The 14,529-nt window shown below is 73.8% G+C and carries 14 protein-coding genes; 4 read left to right on the forward strand and 10 right to left on the reverse strand.

Annotated elements, in window-relative coordinates:
- The 10 genes from ACFWM7_RS25555 to hisD all read right to left on the reverse strand — a co-directional run.
- On the reverse strand, positions 1 to 2,968 hold a 2,968-nt coding region (locus ACFWM7_RS25555), incomplete at its 3' end, for an AAA family ATPase (protein WP_383264431.1).
- A gap of 145 nt (positions 2,969 to 3,113) precedes the next feature.
- The gene (locus ACFWM7_RS25560; RefSeq protein ID WP_383264434.1) at positions 3,114 to 4,037 is read right to left on the reverse strand and encodes an alpha/beta hydrolase; all 924 of its coding nucleotides are present in this window, start codon (positions 4,035 to 4,037) and stop codon (positions 3,114 to 3,116) included.
- A gap of 205 nt (positions 4,038 to 4,242) precedes the next feature.
- A complete protein-coding gene (hisF, locus tag ACFWM7_RS25565; protein WP_383264437.1) occupies positions 4,243 to 4,998 on the reverse strand; it encodes an imidazole glycerol phosphate synthase subunit HisF in 756 nt (251 codons plus the stop codon).
- The gene (locus ACFWM7_RS25570) at positions 4,995 to 5,408 is read right to left on the reverse strand and encodes a RidA family protein (RefSeq protein WP_383264440.1); all 414 of its coding nucleotides are present in this window, start codon (positions 5,406 to 5,408) and stop codon (positions 4,995 to 4,997) included. The genes hisF and ACFWM7_RS25570 overlap by 4 nt, the downstream gene beginning before the upstream one ends.
- Positions 5,405 to 6,130: a bifunctional 1-(5-phosphoribosyl)-5-((5-phosphoribosylamino)methylideneamino)imidazole-4-carboxamide isomerase/phosphoribosylanthranilate isomerase PriA gene (gene priA / locus ACFWM7_RS25575; protein WP_383264443.1), complete on the reverse strand. Its 726-nt coding sequence runs from the start codon at positions 6,128 to 6,130 to the stop codon at positions 5,405 to 5,407. Before priA ends, ACFWM7_RS25570 begins: the two co-directional genes overlap by 4 nt.
- Positions 6,130 to 6,780: an imidazole glycerol phosphate synthase subunit HisH gene (gene hisH / locus ACFWM7_RS25580; RefSeq protein WP_383264446.1), complete on the reverse strand. Its 651-nt coding sequence runs from the start codon at positions 6,778 to 6,780 to the stop codon at positions 6,130 to 6,132. Before hisH ends, priA begins: the two co-directional genes overlap by 1 nt.
- A gap of 10 nt (positions 6,781 to 6,790) precedes the next feature.
- Positions 6,791 to 6,958 (reverse strand): hypothetical protein, encoded by a 168-nt coding sequence (locus ACFWM7_RS25585; protein ID WP_003969742.1) that lies wholly within the window; start codon positions 6,956 to 6,958, stop codon positions 6,791 to 6,793.
- Positions 6,955 to 7,551 (reverse strand): imidazoleglycerol-phosphate dehydratase HisB, encoded by a 597-nt coding sequence (gene hisB / locus ACFWM7_RS25590; protein ID WP_015607963.1) that lies wholly within the window; start codon positions 7,549 to 7,551, stop codon positions 6,955 to 6,957. Before hisB ends, ACFWM7_RS25585 begins: the two co-directional genes overlap by 4 nt.
- Entirely contained in the window at positions 7,548 to 8,678 is a 1,131-nt protein-coding gene (locus ACFWM7_RS25595; protein WP_383264450.1) for a histidinol-phosphate transaminase, read from the reverse strand. The genes hisB and ACFWM7_RS25595 overlap by 4 nt, the downstream gene beginning before the upstream one ends.
- Entirely contained in the window at positions 8,675 to 9,997 is a 1,323-nt protein-coding gene (hisD, locus tag ACFWM7_RS25600; RefSeq protein ID WP_383264453.1) for a histidinol dehydrogenase, read from the reverse strand. Before hisD ends, ACFWM7_RS25595 begins: the two co-directional genes overlap by 4 nt.
- 300 nt (positions 9,998 to 10,297) lie before the next feature.
- Here hisD and ACFWM7_RS25605 point away from each other — a divergent pair, with 300 nt between their 5' ends.
- The 4 genes from ACFWM7_RS25605 (at position 10,298) to ybaK (ending at position 14,482) form a co-directional block, all read left to right on the forward strand.
- Complete coding sequence (locus ACFWM7_RS25605) at positions 10,298 to 11,899, forward strand: oxidoreductase (RefSeq protein ID WP_383264456.1); 1,602 nt, start codon at positions 10,298 to 10,300, stop codon at positions 11,897 to 11,899.
- A 255-nt stretch (positions 11,900 to 12,154) separates the two neighbouring features.
- Positions 12,155 to 13,195: a hypothetical protein gene (locus ACFWM7_RS25610; protein ID WP_383264459.1), complete on the forward strand. Its 1,041-nt coding sequence runs from the start codon at positions 12,155 to 12,157 to the stop codon at positions 13,193 to 13,195.
- A gap of 5 nt (positions 13,196 to 13,200) precedes the next feature.
- Positions 13,201 to 13,965, forward strand: a complete 765-nt coding sequence (locus ACFWM7_RS25615) for an LON peptidase substrate-binding domain-containing protein (protein ID WP_383264462.1) — start codon at positions 13,201 to 13,203, stop codon at positions 13,963 to 13,965.
- A 16-nt stretch (positions 13,966 to 13,981) separates the two neighbouring features.
- On the forward strand, positions 13,982 to 14,482 hold the full coding sequence (ybaK, locus tag ACFWM7_RS25620) for a Cys-tRNA(Pro) deacylase (RefSeq protein WP_383264465.1): 501 nt from the start codon (positions 13,982 to 13,984) through the stop codon (positions 14,480 to 14,482).
- Positions 14,483 to 14,529 lie beyond the last annotated feature (47 nt).

A 14,529-nucleotide genomic window follows, 5' to 3' on the forward strand; every position in this document is an offset into this window, starting at 1 on the left:
GGGCCAGCCGGGCGGCGGCCTCGCCGGGCCGCCCGGCGGCCAGGTCCGCGCGGGCCCGCGCCCAGGTGGCGAGGGTCGCGGCCTGGGCCAGCCCGTGCGGGCCCGCCCCGGCCAGCGCGGCGTCCGCGTGCGCGGCGCACGCCTCGGCGGGCCCCTCCACGGAGGCGGCGAGGGCGAGCACGGCGTGCAGATGGGCGGAGCTGTTGGGCTGCCCGGTACGCCGGGCGGCGTGCAGCCCTTCCAGGGCGTGCGCCCGCGCCCCGGCGTGCCGCCCGGCCCGCAGTTCGGCGTAGGCGAGGTGTTCGAGCGCCTGGGGCAGCAGCGCGTCGGGCCCCCTGGTCCGTACGACGGCGAGCGCGCGGGCACCCGCACGGCAGGCGGCGACGACGTCCCCGAGAACCAGGGCCGCGACGCCGGCCCGGAGCAGGGTGGCGGGGGCGCGGGGGTGCCCTGCGGGGGTGTCGGCGAGGCCTGTGGCCCGTGCGCGGGGAGCCTCGGCGGAGCCCGCAGCAGGTGCGCGGGGGGCGTCGGCGGGGTCCGCGGCAGGTGCGCGGGGGACCTTGGCGGGGGCGTCGGCGAGATCCGCGGCCCGTGCGCGGAGGGCCTCGGCGAGGTTCGCGGGGGAATCTGCGGTGCGGTCTCCGGCGGGATCCGCGGCAGGTGCGCGGGGATCCTCGGCGGGATCTCCGGAGCGGTCTCCGACAGGGTCTCCGGCGGGACCGAGGCAGCGGCGCAGGAGGGCGTGGCCCTCCGCCGTGCGGCCTTCGAGCACGGCGGACATGCCGGCCCGGTAGTGCTCCAGGTTCCCGTCCACCGGGGTGGGGGCGAGCCGGTTCATGGCGTCGAGGTAGCCGAGGGCGTCGCCCGCCGCCCAAGCGGCCTCGGCCGCGCCGAGGAGGGCGTCGAGGGCCCGGCGGGGATCGCCCGGCGCGAGGAGCCCCGCCGCGGCCAGCAGGGCTTCGTGGGCATCGGCCACGGGCCCGGAGCGCAGGGCGAGCATGCCGTGGACGTAGACGGCGAGCCCCGGCGCGGGGCCGGCGGCCGGACCCGCCATACGGGGCGCGGCGGCCGGCCCTGTCACGCCAGGCTCGGTGACCGGGCCCACCGCACCCGGCTCGGTGCCCGGACTCGACCGGCTGGGCCCGGCGGCCGGACCTACCGCGCCGGGCTCAGTGACCGGGCCTGCCACGCTGGGCTCGGTGACCGGATCCGGACCTACCGCACCGGGCTCGGCGCCCGGACCTGCCGCGCCGGGGCCGGTCATCAGACCCGCCACGCCGGGCTCGGCGACTGGGTCCGGGTCTGCGGTACGAGGTCCGGTCCTGGCCAGCAGGGCCCGGGCCAGGGACGGGTCGCCCGCCAGCCCCGCCTGCTCGGCCGCCGCGGCGAACCGGGCCGCGCGCAGGGCCGGTTCGGTGGAGAGCAGGGCGGCACGGGCGAGGGCGGCGGAGCGCTCGGCGTGCGGGCAGGCGGGGTCGGTGGCGGCCGCTTCGAGCCGGGCGGCCAGCACGGCGTCCGGCCCGGGGGCGGCACAGGCCCGCTGGACGAGGGCGGCGAGCGGGAGAGGCGGCCGCGCCGGGACGGCCGGGCCCAGGGGCGGAGGTGCGGTGGGGGGCCGCGCGGTTCGGGCGGCCGAAGCCGCCGGGGCGTCCGAGGCCCCCGGGGCCTCCGGAGCACCCCAGGCGGTCGGCGCCTCCGGGACATCCGGCGCGGGCGATGCACCCGAGGCGCCCGGAGCGTCCCGAGCCTCCGGTGCGTCCGGGCCCGGCACGCCCCAGGCCTCCGGCCCAGCCGGAACCTCCGCAACGCCCGGCCCGGCCAAGACCTCCGGCGCCTCCGACGCAGCCAACCCACCCGAGGCCCCCAACCCGTCCGAGGCCCCCCGGAGCACACGGTCGCCGGACTCCGTCAGCAGGGTGGCGAGCAGTTCGTGGGCCGTGCGGCGGTGGGTCCAGGGGGCGAGGTGGAGTACGGCGCGGGCGACCAGGCGGTGGGCGAAGTGGACCCGGCTGCCTGCTCGTTGGAGCAGGCCGTCCGTGCCGGTCCCGTCGAACAGGGCCCGGTCCAGGAAGGCCCGGGGCAGTCCGGCGCGGGTGCCCGCACGCAGCAGGAGCAGGGCGTCCGCGCCGGCGCCGTCCGGCTCGTGCTCCTGGGCCGCCGCGGCGAGCAGGACCAGGGTGCGAGCCCGGTCCGGGAGGCCGTCGAGGCGTTCGGCGTGGGCGGCCAGCACCGCTTCGCTGCCGGGCAGGGGCAAGGGCAGCGGGGTGCGGCCGGCGAGCTGGTCCGGGGTGAGGCGGCCGGTGAGTCCGGCGAGCAGGCGGGGGTTTCCGGCCGCCTCGCGGAGGAGCTCGGCGCGCACGACCGGGTCGAGCCCCTCCGTACCGCGGGTCAGCCGGTCCAGGAGCGCCGAGGCCGCCCCCTCGTCCAGCGGCCCCAGGTGGAGGGTGGGCAGTCCGGCGAAGGCGGTGCCGTCGGCGGCCGAGAGGAGGGCGGCGATCCCGCTGCCCGCCCCCAGCCTGCGGGCCGCGAAGGCGAGGGCGGCCCGGGAGGCCCGGTCCCAGGCGTGCGCGTCGTCGGCGCAGACCAGCAGGGGCCGCCCGGCGGCGAGTTCCCGCAGCCGCCCGACCAGGGCGTCGGGCGTGATGCCGGGGGTCGGGGAGGCGGAGGGCGGGGAGGCGGACAGTGCGGTGGCCGGGGCCGGGGCCGGGCCGAGCAGGGCGCCCAGCCCGCTGTAGGGCACGGCACGTTCGGCGGGGGCGGCCGTGGCGTACAGCACGGGACCCCGGCCCCGGTGCGCCTCGCCGGCCGCGCGCAGCAGCGCCGTACGGCCGAGACCGGGCGGCGCGGCCAGCACCAGCGCACCTCCGTCGCCCCGCCGCAACGAGTCCAACAGGCCTTCCAGGGTGGCGAGTTCATCGTCCCGGCCGTACAGCCGGAGCGGACTGCGCACGGTCGTCGATGGGGTCACACCGGCACGGTACGGTCGCCTCGGCGAGGGAGGAAGCGCCCCGTCCACGTCCCGCCCGGCGACGGCCCGGTCAGGTGCGCGCTCCCATCCGGAGCCCTGCCGCGCTGTGCCGGAGCACAGTGCGCCAGGGCCCGGAGTGCCGGGATTACGCGGTGTGCGGGCAGTTGCCCCGGTACTCCGCGATGGTCAGGCTCGGCCGCGGCAGCGGGCAGAGGAACTGCTCATAGCGGGTGTCATTGTCGATGAATCGCTTCAGCCAGGAAATGCTGTACTTCGCGATCGTCGTGTTGGAGGTGTTCGGCGTGAAGTGCGAGGCGCCGCGCAGCTCCAGGTACGCCTTGTCCAGGGAGCCGGGCAGCGACTGGTAGAACGGCTCGGAGTGCGTGGCGACCGGGGCGACCGTGTCGCCGTCCGCGCCGACCACCAGGGTGGGCGTGCGCAGTTCGGGCCAGGTCCTGTCGGTGTTCCAGCCGGTCAGCGGGATCGCCGCCTTCAACGACGTACGGCTCTTGGCGGCCTCCAGCGAGCCCCCGCCGCCCATCGAGTGGCCCATCACACCGAGCCGGGAGGCGTCGACCCGGGTCCGTACCGAGCTGCGCTGGGTCAGGTAGTCCAGCGCGGACAGGAGCTGGCGGCCCCGGCTGTCGGGCTGGTCCAGGGTGGTGTTGGTGTCGATGGTGAAGACCACGAAGCCCTGCGAGGCCAGGCGCGGGCCGAGCCAGGCGATGGAGGACTGGTAGGCGGTGAAGCCGGGCGAGATGACGACCGCGCCGAACGTGCCGTCGGCGGTGGACGTCGGGTAGTAGATGGTGCCGCCGCCGAATCCGCTCACGGCGAGCGAGGAGACGGAGGTCTGCGAGGTGGCGTACGAGCCCCGACTCGCCTCGATGGAGGCGTTGGTGGGGGCCGGGCCGCGCTCGTAGGGGTTGTCGGCGACGGCCTGCGCGCCGGGTGCCAGGGCGGTCAGCAGGAGGCCGGCCGTGGCCGCGGCGGAGGCCAGCAGGCCCGTGAACGTACGGGAGCGGCTCGGGCGTGGGGCCTGTCGGCGTGCGAGGAGGTGCTGCTGCACGGGGGATCCTCTCGGTGGTGGCGGTGGGAAACCACACCACGCGAAGGCCCACGAGCCCGTCGTCCGGGGGCTGTCGGGGTGCACCGCGTGGCTGCCGTCGTCGTTCGTCGGCGCTCGCCACTCTCACGGTGCGTCCCGTGCACACGCATCGGCGGTATCACCGGTCTTCGCGGACCGGTGATACCGCCGAAAGGGGTCGAAGGCCTCAGCGGACCGGGTGCCCCGCCTCCCGCAGCGCGCCCTTGACCTCGGAGATCCGCAGGTCGCCGAAGTGGAACACCGACGCGGCGAGCACCGCGTCCGCCCCCGCCTCGATCGCCGGGGCGAAGTCGGCGAGCCGGCCCGCGCCGCCTGAGGCGATGACGGGGACGGTGACGTGCCCCCGTACCGCCTCGATCATCTCCGTGTCGTAGCCGTCCTTCGTGCCGTCCGCGTCCATCGAGTTGAGCAGGATCTCGCCCGCGCCCAGCTCGGCGGCCCGGTGGGCCCACTCGACCGCGTCGATGCCGGTGCCCTTGCGGCCGCCGTGCGTGGTGACCTCGAAGGTGCCCTCCGGGGTGCGGCGGGCGTCGACCGAGAGCACCAGGACCTGGCGGCCGAAGCGTTCGGCGATCTCGCGGATGAGGTCGGGGCGGGCGATGGCGGCGGTGTTGACGCCGACCTTGTCCGCCCCGGCGCGCAGCAGCTTGTCCACGTCGTCGGGGGTGCGGACGCCGCCGCCGACGGTGAGCGGAATGAAGACCTGCTCGGCGGTACGGCGGACCACGTCGTACGTCGTCTCGCGGTCGCCGCTGGAGGCGGTGATGTCGAGGAAGGTCAGCTCGTCGGCGCCCTCGGCGTCGTACAGCTTGGCCAACTCGACGGGGTCGCCCGCGTCGCGCAAGTTCTGGAAGTTGACGCCCTTGACGACCCGGCCGTTGTCGACGTCCAGGCAGGGGATGACGCGTACGGCGAGCGTCACTTCGCGCCTCCCCGGTAGGCCTCGATCTCGACCTCGACGACCAGGCTCGGGTCCACGAAACCGGACACGATGATCATGGAGGCGGCGGGGCGTACGGCGTCGAACAGCTCCTTGTGGGCGCGGCCGACCTCGTCCACGTCCCGGGCGTGGGTGAGGTACATCCGGGTGCGGACGACGTCCTCGCGGCCCAGCCCCACCTGCTCCAGCGCCGCGAACGCGACGTCGAAGGAGGTGATCGCCTGCTCGTACGGGGAGCCCGCGGAGATCTGGCCGTTGATGACAGAGGTGCAGCCGGCGACCAGGACGAGCCCGTTGGGCAGTTCGACGGCGCGCGAGTAGCCGAACTTCTCCTCCCAGGGGGCGCCGGTGGAGATCCGGCGGACGGAGGCCGAGGCGGTGGGCTCCGTCATGCGGCTACCGCCTTGAGCGCCTCTTCCAGCGTGAACTCCTTCGCGTACAGCGCCTTGCCGACGATCGCGCCCTCGACGCCTTCGGGGACGAGGAGGGAGATGGCGCGGAGGTCGTCCAGGGACGAGACTCCGCCGGAGGCGACGACCGGGCGGTCGGTGACCGCGCAGACATCGCGCAGCAGGCCCAGGTTGGGGCCTTCCAGGGTGCCGTCCTTGGCGATGTCCGTGACGACGTAACGCGCGCAGCCCTCGGCGTCGAGGCGGGCGAGCGTCTCGTAGAGGTCGCCGCCGTCGCGGGTCCAGCCACGGCCGCGCAGGGTGGTGCCCCGGACGTCGAGGCCGACGGCGATCTTGTCGCCGTGCTCGGCGATGACCTTGGCGACCCACTCGGGGGTCTCCAGGGCGGCGGTGCCGAGGTTGACGCGGCGGCAGCCGGTGGCGAGGGCGGCCTCCAGCGAGGCGTCGTCGCGGATGCCGCCGGACAGCTCGACCTTGATGTCCATGGCCCCGGCGACCTCGGCGATCAGGTCGCGGTTGTCGCCGGTGCCGAAGGCGGCGTCCAGGTCGACGAGGTGCAGCCACTCGGCGCCGGCGCTCTGCCAGGCGAGGGCGGCCTCCAGCGGGGAGCCGTAGGAGGTCTCGGAGCCGGACTCGCCGTGGACGAGGCGGACGGCCTGGCCGTCGCGGACGTCGACGGCGGGGAGCAGTTCAAGCTTCGGCATTACAGCGTCTCGATCCAGTTGGTCAGCAGCTGGGCGCCGGCATCGCCGGACTTCTCGGGGTGGAACTGGGTGGCCCACAGCGCGCCGTTCTCCACGGCGGCCACGAACCGTTCGCCGTGCGTGGCCCAGGTGACCTTGGGGGCACGGATCTTGGCGTTGGTGACTTCGAGGGACCAGTCGTGCGCCGCGTAGGAGTGCACGAAGTAGTACCGGGCCTCGGGGCCCAGGCCCGCGAAGAGCCGGGAGTCCTCGGGGGCGTCGACGGTGTTCCAGCCCATGTGCGGGACGACGTCGGCCTTCAGGGGGCCGACCGTACCGGGCCATTCGTCCAGGCCCTCGGTCTCCACGCCGTGCTCGATCCCGCGCTCGAAGAGGATCTGCATCCCGACGCAGATGCCCATGACCGGGCGGCCGCCGGAGAGCCTGCGGCCGACGATCCAGTCGCCGCGGGCCCGCTTCAGCCCCTCCATGCAGGCGGAGAACGCGCCGACGCCGGGGACGAGGAGCCCGTCAGCGTTCATCGCGCGGTCGAAGTCGCGGGTGATCTCGACGTCCGCCCCGACGTGGGCGAGGGCGCGCTCGGCGGAACGGACGTTGCCGAAGCCGTAGTCGAAGACGACGACCTTCTTGCCAGTAGTTCGGTCAGTCACAGCGTGCTCCTCAGTCCCACAGTCCCTGGATCCGCAGGATGCCCGCCACCAGGCACATCACGGAGCCGATCGACAGCAGCACGATGACGCCCTTGGGCATCCCCTGCTTGGCGAAGGAGTAGACGCCGCCGGCCAGGAAGAGGCCGACGACGATCAGGATGGTGTTGAGGCCGGTCACAGGGCGCCCTTCGTGGAGGGCAGGATGCCGGCGGCGCGCGGGTCGTGCTCGGAGGCGTAGCGCAGGGCGCGGGCGAGCGCCTTGAACTGGCACTCGACGATGTGGTGGGCGTTGCGCCCGTACGGCACGTGGACGTGCAGGGCGATCTGCGCCTGGGCGACGAAGGACTCCAGGATGTGCCGGGTCATCGTCGTGTCGTACTCACCGATCATCGGCGCCATCTTCTCAGGCTCGGTGTGCACGAGGTACGGGCGGCCGGAGAGGTCGACGGTGACCTGGGCGAGCGACTCGTCCAGCGGGACGGTGCAGTTGCCGAAGCGGTAGATGCCGACCTTGTCGCCGAGGGCCTGCTTGAAGGCCGCGCCGAGCGCGAGGGCGGTGTCCTCGATGGTGTGGTGGCTGTCGATGTGCAGGTCGCCCTCGGTCTTGACCGTGAGGTCGAAGAGGCCGTGGCGGCCGAGCTGGTCGAGCATGTGGTCGTAGAAGCCGACTCCGGTGGCGACATCGACCTTTCCGGTGCCGTCGAGGTTGATCTCGACGAGCACGGACGTTTCCTTCGTGGTGCGTTCCACGCGGCCTACGCGGGGGCTCATGCGTCGTGCTCCTTCTTGAGTTCGCGTACCGCATCGAGGAACGCGTCGTTCTCTGCCGGGGTGCCCGCGGTGACCCGCAGCCAGCCCGGTACGCCGTTGTCCCGGACCAGGACGCCCTTGTCGAGGATCCGCTGCCAGACGGCGTGACTGTCGTCGAAGCGGCCGAACTGGACGAAGTTGGCGTCCGAGTCGGTGACCTCGTAGCCGGTGGCACGCAGCTCGGCCACCAGCCGGTCGCGCTCGCTCTTGAGCTGCGCGACGTACCCCAGCAGCGTATCGGTGTGCTCCAGGGCGGCGAGCGCGGTGGCCTGGGTGACGGAGGAGAGGTGGTACGGCAGCCGGACCAGCTGGACGGCGTCGACCACGGCCGGGTCGGCGGCGAGGTAGCCGAGGCGCAGCCCGGCCGCGCCGAACGCCTTGGACATGGTCCGGGAGACGATCAGGTTGCGGCGGCCCTCGATCAGCGGGAGCAGCGAGGGGCGGTGGCTGAACTCGCCGTACGCCTCGTCGACGACGACGATCGAGGGCCCGGCGGCCTGGGCGGCGTCGTACAGGGCGAGGACGGTGTCGGCCTCGACGGCGGTGCCGGTGGGGTTGTTGGGCGAGGTGATGAAGACGACCTCGGGGCGGTGCTCGGCGATGGCGGCGCGGGCGGCGTCCACGTCGATGGTGAAGTCCTCGTTGCGCGGCCCGGAGATCCAGTCGGTGCCGGTGGACCGGGAGATCAGGGCGTGCATCGAGTACGAGGGTTCGAAGCCGATCGCGGTGCGGCCGGGCCCGCCGAAGGTCTGGAGCAGCTGCTGGAGGACCTCGTTGGAGCCGTTGGCGGCCCAGACGTGGGACGCGGTCACCGTGTGTCCGGCAGTCCGCGACAGGTAGCGGGCCAGCTCGGTGCGGAGCTCGACGGCGTCCCGGTCGGGGTAGCGGTTGAGTCCGCGGGCGGCCTCACGGACCCGCTCGGCGATCCGCTCGACCAGAGCCTCGGGCAGCGGATACGGATTCTCGTTGGTGTTGAGGCGTACGGGGACGTCGAGCTGGGGCGCGCCGTACGGGGACTGGCCGCGCAGTTCGTCGCGGATGGGGAGCTCGTCCCAGGGGTTACGGGGGGTGGTGCTGTCGTACGTCACTGCTGCGGGACCTTCCAGCCGAACCGTGCCTTGAGGGCTGCGCCGTGGGCGGGGAGGTCCTCCGCCTCGGCGAGGGTCACGACATGGTGGGTGACCTCGGCGAGCGCGTCGCGGGTGTAGTCGACGATGTGGATGCCGCGCAGGAAGGACTGCACGGAGAGGCCCGAGGAGTGGCAGGCGCAGCCGCCGGTGGGCAGGACGTGGTTGGAGCCGGCGCAGTAGTCGCCGAGCGAGACGGGGGCCCATGGGCCGACGAAGATCGCTCCGGCGTTGCGGACGCGGTCGGCGACGGCGGCGGCGTCGGCGGTCTGGATCTCCAGGTGCTCGGCCCCGTACGCGTCGACGACCTTGAGGCCGTCCTCGATCGACGAGACGAGCACGACCGCGGACTGGCGGCCGGCGAGCGCGGGCTCGATGCGGTCGGCGATGTGCTTGGTGGCGGCGACCTGCGGGACCAGCTCCGCCTCGGTGGCGGCTGCCAGCTCCTCGGAGTCGGTGACCAGGACGGCGGCGGCCATCGGGTCGTGCTCGGCCTGGCTGATCAGGTCGGCGGCGACGTGCACCGGATCGGCGGTGGCGTCGGCGAGGATCGCGATCTCGGTGGGCCCGGCCTCGGCGTCGATGCCGATGCGGCCCTTGAGGAGGCGCTTGGCAGCGGCGACATAGATGTTGCCGGGGCCGGTGACCAGGTTGACCGGGGGGCAGTCCTCGGTGCCGTACGCGAACATCGCGACGGCCTGGGAGCCGCCGGCGGCGTACACCTCGTCGACGCCGAGCAGGGCGCAGGCGGCCAGGATCGTGGGGTGCGGCAGCCCGCCGAAGTCCTTCTGCGGCGGGGAGGAGACGGCGATGCCCTCGACGCCGGCCTCCTGGGCCGGGACGACGTTCATCACGACGGAGGAGGGGTAGACCGCACGGCCGCCGGGGACGTAGAGCCCGACGCGCTCGACGGGCACCCACTTCTCGGTGACGGTGCCGCCGGGGACGACCTGAGTGGTGTGGGTGGTGCGGCGCTGCTCGCGGTGGACGAGGCGGGCGCGGCGGATCGACTCCTCCAGTGCTGCCCGGACGGCAGGGTCCAGCTCTTCCAGCGCCCGCGTCAGGACCTCACCGGGCACCCGGACCGACTCGATCCGGACACCGTCGAGCTTCTCTCCCCAGTCGATCACTGCCGCGGACCCACGATGGCGTACGTCCTCGCAGATGGGCCGCACCGTCTCCAGGGCGGCTTCCACGTCGAACTCGGCACGGGGCAGCAGGTCGCGCAGGGCTCCACCCTCGGGGAGGGCGGCGCCGCGCAGGTCGATTCGAGAGATCACACGGCAATTCTCTCAGACCGCCCGGAGCGGCCGGTCGCCCGTATCACTGGCTGATACCGGTCGTCCGCACCACTGGCTGATACGTGTCTCGGCCATGTCCGGCTGTCACTGCTGACCGCTGGCTTTCACGGCGTCACACAAGGGCATAACGGTTCTACAGCAGGTGAGCCCACAAGGGGGTGTCCGGCGGATCAGGGCCGGACACCCCCTAGGGCACGACGGCAGCAGTACAGCATGTGCGCACGACGAGGGCGCAACAGCACGACAAGCATGAAGCATGTGTGCACGGAGGGAGCGGCCGTGACCGAGCCGCACGAAGGCGACATCCCGGACGGCCTCAGCGCAGCGGAGCTGGGCATGTGGCAGTCCTTCCGCAACGGGACCACCTACGACTTACGCAGCTACGACACGACCCGCAACGACCCGTTCGCCCCGCAGGCGTGGGGGCCCGAGCGGAGCGTCGGCGCGCGCACGGTGGCGCGGCTGCTGCTGGACGGTCCGCCCGCCCGGCCCGGCCGGGTGGCGGCGCTGAAGCTCCGGGGGGTGCGGATCACCGGGAAGCTGGATCTGGCGGGCGGCCGGGTCTCTCCGTACGTGGAGCTGACCGGCTGCCGTTTCGAGCAGGAGGTGGTGCTCCCGGAGTGCCACTTCACGACGCTGCGGCTGGTGGGCTGCGCGCTGCCCCGGTTGGAGGCCGCGCGCCTGCAGACCGAGGGCGATCTGCATCTGCCGCGCTGCCGGATCGACCGGGGGATCCGGCTGACGGACGCCCAGATCGGCACGGATCTGCTGATCAACCAGCTCAGTGTGGGCCCGGACCGGCACGGGCGGGCCGTCGTCGGGGACGGCATGGCGGTCGCGCAGGACCTCCAGGCCGAGATGATCGAGACGCTGGGCGAGCTGAGTCTGCGCGGGACGAAGGTGGGCGGTTCACTGAGCCTGCGCGGCAGCAGGCTGCGCGCGGCGGAGGACCGGCGGGCGCTGAACGCCCCGCAGCTGACGGTGGAGCGCACGCTCTACATGACCGAGGCGTGGGTGAGCGTCGACACCGGGAACCAGGGCACCACTCCCCCGTACGGCGTGGTCTACGCCCCGACCCCGGCGCGCGGCACCCGCTCGCAGATCTTCGAGTGCCGGGGCGGGGTGCGGCTGGACGACGGGCGGTTCGGGGACGCGGTGGACCTGCACAAGGCCCGGTTCACCATGACCCGGCAGGAGGAGCTGTCGTTGCGCCGGATCGTGACGCCGGAGCTGCGGTTCAACGCGGAGCGCCCGGAGGAGGGGCGGGTCGTGCTGAACGGCGCGAAGGTGGTGACCCTGATCGACCTGTCGACGAGCTGGCCGGGCCCCGGGGGGCTGGCGATGGGCGGTTTCGTCTACGAGAACCTCGTCCCCTACGGCCACTTCCCGCTCTCCCGGCGGCTGGAGTGGGTGCAGGCCGCGACCCCGGAGTACGTCCCCGAGCCGTACGAGCGCCTCGCCACGGTGATGCGCAGCTGCGGGGAGGACGCGGACGCGCGCGAGGTGCTGCTCGCCAAGCAGCGCCGCCGCCGCGAGACGCTGCCGGCCGCGGCGAAGGCCTGGGGGTATCTCCAGGACTGGACGGTGGCGTACGGCTACCGGCCGGGGCGGGCCGCGGTGTGGATGGCGGTGCTGTGGGCGGCGGGCACGGCGGCGTTCGCGCAGCACGCGCCGCCCTCGATCAAGGGCGAGGAGCATCCGCAGTGGAATCCCGCGCTGTACGCGCTGGATCTGCTGATCCCGGTGATCAACCTCGGGCAGGACGGTTACTGGCGGATGGAGGACGCCTGGCAGTGGGCCGCGGCCGGCCTGGTGCTGGTGGGGTGGGTTCTGGCCACCACGGTGGCGGCGGGGGCGTCCCGGATGCTGCGCAGGGGCTGACCGGGGAGGCGTGAGGAAGGCCGTGCGGGGACTGGTCCGAGGGCCCTGAGCGTAGGGTTCCCGGTGGCCTGGGCCGAGTGTCCGGCCGCCGGGCACCCTGTGACCACCGGGGCGGATGAGCACCGGGGGTGGATGCAATCAAGCCAACAGCGGGCCATTCCTTTGCCCTTTCTTGACCGGGCTCGATACAACCCATTCACTCGGCACAGAAGCTTCACAGCACGCCTCTGGCGCGGCCCTCACCAGCGCTTTTCAATGGTCTGCACCATGGCTTTCCTTCGCGCCCTGCTCAGTACCGCGCGCATGATCCGGCACAGCCCTCCGCTGTCCGCCGGACTGTCCGCGGATGACGCGGTGCTGCTCGACGCCCCCGACGAGCGGCTCTCTCCCGCGCTGGTCGCCGCTGCCCTGGGCGACTACGAACCGGCCGCCAAGCTGCTCGCCACCACCCGGGACTCCGCCGACTGGGAGAACCGGGACCGCTACCTCGGCCGGCTCGTCGCCTTCGCCCGCGGCCGGGACGGCTGGCTCGTCGACTGGCTGGCCGCCGCCCCCCGCGATCCGGACGCGCTGCTGGTCAAGGCGGAGCTGTCGGTCCGCCGCGCCTGGGAGTCGCCCGCCCGCGCGGAGCGGCTCCGCGAGGTGGGCCCGATGATCACCGCGGCCGCCGACGCTGACCCGCGCGACCCGGTGCCGTGGCGGCTCGCCCTGGACCACGCGCGCGGCACCCACGCCACGCACACCGCCTTCGAGTCGCTGTGGGAGCAGGCCGTACGGCGCTCCGCGCACCACTACGGCTGCCATGTGGCGGCGCTGCGCTACCTGTCGGCCGCCTGGTACGGCTCGCACCGCGAGTGCTTCGACTTCGCCGAGCAGGCCGCCGAGGACGCGCTGCCCGACTCCCTGGTGCAGGCCCTGCCGGTCCGGGCGGCCTTCGCGCTGCTCCTGGACACCCAGGCGGCGGGCCGGACCACCTCCGTGCTGGAGGAGCGGATCGACACGGCGGCCGACCTGGCGATCAAGCTCTCCGCCGCCTACCGGCCCGGTGACCCGTGGCCGGCCGAGGTCCGCAATCTCCTCGCGTACGTCCTGCTCGCCCGGGGCCGCTGGGCGGAGGCGCTGCACCAGTTCAACCTGATCGGCCTGCACGCGACGTCGTTCCCGTGGTCGTCGGTGTCCGAGGACGCGCTCGGCCGGTTCCTGGACGCACGGGACGGCGCACGCCTCCAGGTGGCCTCCCTGACCCCGCTGCGCGACCGGGCCGGTCACGGCCGCCCCCGGGGCCATTACGCTTGAGCGTTGTGACCACCGCCCGCCTTCCCCTTTTCCCGCTCAACGCGGTGCTGTTCCCCGGCCTGGTGCTGCCGCTCAACGTCTTCGAAGAGCGATATCGCGCCATGATGCGGGAGCTGCTGAAGAGCGACGAGGACGAACCTCGCCGCTTCGTCGTGGTCGCGATCCGCGACGGCCGCGAGATCGCCCCGACGGCCACCGGCATGCCGGACACCGTGGCGGCGGCCCCGCCCACCGAGCGCGCCCCGGCGGACGGCTTCGGCCCCGATCCGATCCAGACCTTCCACCGGGTCGGCTGCGTCGCCGACGCGGCGACGATCCGTGAGCGCGCCGACGGCGGCTTCGAGGTCCTGGCCACCGGCACCACCCGGGTCAGGCTGCTGTCCGTCGAGGCGGACGGCCCGTATCTGACCGCCGAGGTCGAGGACCTGGCCGAGGAGCCGCCCGCCGGGGACGAGGCCGATGAGGCCGGGGCCCTGGCGGAGGGCGTGCTGCGGGCCTTCCGCTCGTACCAGAAGCGGCTGGCCGGAGCGAGCGAACGCTCGCTGGCGACCGGCGCGGAGCTCCCCGACGACCCGTCGGTGATCTCGTACCTGGTCGCGGCGGCCACGGTCCTGGACATCCCCACCAAGCAGCGCCTGCTCCAGGCCCCGGACACGGCGACCCGGCTGCGCGAGGAGCTGACGCTGCTGCGCAAGGAGACGGCGGTCATCCGGCATCTGCCCTCGCTGCCGGCGACGGACCTGACGCGGGCCCCCACCCACCCCAACTGACGAGGACCGGCCCCCGTTGGCGAAGAAACTGAAGAAGAACCATCCGGGCGGCACCCCCGCCACGGTCGCCCTGACCGCGGCGGGCACCGCGTTCACGGTCCACGCCTACGACCACGACCCGGCGAGCGCGTCCTACGGCGAGGAGGCGGCCGAGGCCCTGGGCGTCTCCCCCGACCGGGTCTTCAAGACCCTGGTGGCGGACGTGGACGGCGCACTGACGGTCGCGGTGGTCCCGGTGGCCGGCTCCCTGGACCTCAAGGCCCTGGCCTCCGCGGTCGGCGGGAAGCGGGCGGCGATGGCGGACCCGGCGGCGGCGGAACGCACGACGGGGTATGTCCGGGGCGGCATCTCCCCGCTCGGCCAGCGCAAGCGGCTGCGCACGGTGCTGGACGCGTCGGCGCGGGCGCACGTCACGATCTGTGTCTCGGCTGGGCGCCGGGGCCTGGAGGTCGAGCTGGCGGCGACGGATCTGGCGGAGCTGACGGGGGCGGTGTTCGCGGAGATCGCCCGAAGCTAGAAAAATCTCCTCAATCGCCGGAGGGGCTGTATGGAGCCCCTCCGGCG

It is taken from the genome of Streptomyces sp. NPDC058375, from assembly GCF_042723425.1.
Lineage (GTDB): Bacteria > Actinomycetota > Actinomycetes > Streptomycetales > Streptomycetaceae > Streptomyces > Streptomyces durocortorensis.

Bases quoted from the DNA above. Each gene is read 5' to 3' on its own strand.
- hisB (WP_015607963.1), bottom strand. From the start codon at position 7,551: ATGAGCCCCCGCGTAGGCCGCGTGGAACGCACCACGAAGGAAACGTCC.
- priA (WP_383264443.1), bottom strand. From the start codon at position 6,130: ATGCCGAAGCTTGAACTGCTCCCCGCCGTCGACGTCCGCGACGGCCAG.
- ACFWM7_RS25570 (WP_383264440.1), bottom strand. From the start codon at position 5,408: ATGACGGAGCCCACCGCCTCGGCCTCCGTCCGCCGGATCTCCACCGGC.
- ACFWM7_RS25610 (WP_383264459.1), top strand. From the start codon at position 12,155: ATGGTCTGCACCATGGCTTTCCTTCGCGCCCTGCTCAGTACCGCGCGC.